The organism is Caballeronia choica, from assembly GCF_001544535.1.
GTDB classification, from domain to species: Bacteria; Pseudomonadota; Gammaproteobacteria; order Burkholderiales; family Burkholderiaceae; genus Caballeronia; species Caballeronia choica.
In genome coordinates, this window is record NZ_FCON02000639.1 from 1 (window position 1) to 527 (window position 527).

A 527-nucleotide genomic window follows, 5' to 3' on the forward strand; every position below is an offset into this window, starting at 1 on the left:
GGCCGCTAAGGCGTTGATATGAGACCCCTCACTCGCTCCCCAAGAGATCATGCGCGGCGCCGACACGTTCACCGAGAGTTTGTTTTCCGTGCGCAAGCTGGACGATTTCGTTCCGGCGTCACATCCACTGCGTTCGATTCGCTTCATGGTGAATGAGGCGCTCGCCAAGATGGATCGGCTGTTCGCCGGCATGTACGAGGCCGACATCAAGGGTGGTCGGCCGAGCATCGCGCCAGAGAAGTTGCTGCGAGCGATGCTGCTGCAAGTGCTGTACAGCATTCGTTCGGAACGTCAGCTCATGGAGCAGACGCGGTACAACTTGCTGTTTCGCTGGTTCATTGGTCTGTCGATGGATGATGCGGTATGGGTGCCCACGGTGTTCACGAAGAACCGCGAGCGTCTGATTAAGCATGATGCTGTGGTTGAATTCTTTAACGAAGTGCTGGCTATCGCGCAACAGAAGGATTGGTTGTCGGGCGAGCATTTCAGTGTGGACGGCACGCTGATCCAGGCGTGGGCCGGACATA

Annotated in this window: 1 protein-coding gene; it reads left to right on the plus strand. The window is 57.1% G+C overall.

Annotated elements, in window-relative coordinates; translation table 11 throughout:
• Nucleotides 1-49: 49 nt before the first annotated feature.
• The coding region (locus tag AWB68_RS46110) for an IS5 family transposase (protein WP_125483349.1) at nucleotides 50-527 on the plus strand (478 nt) is incomplete at its 3' end.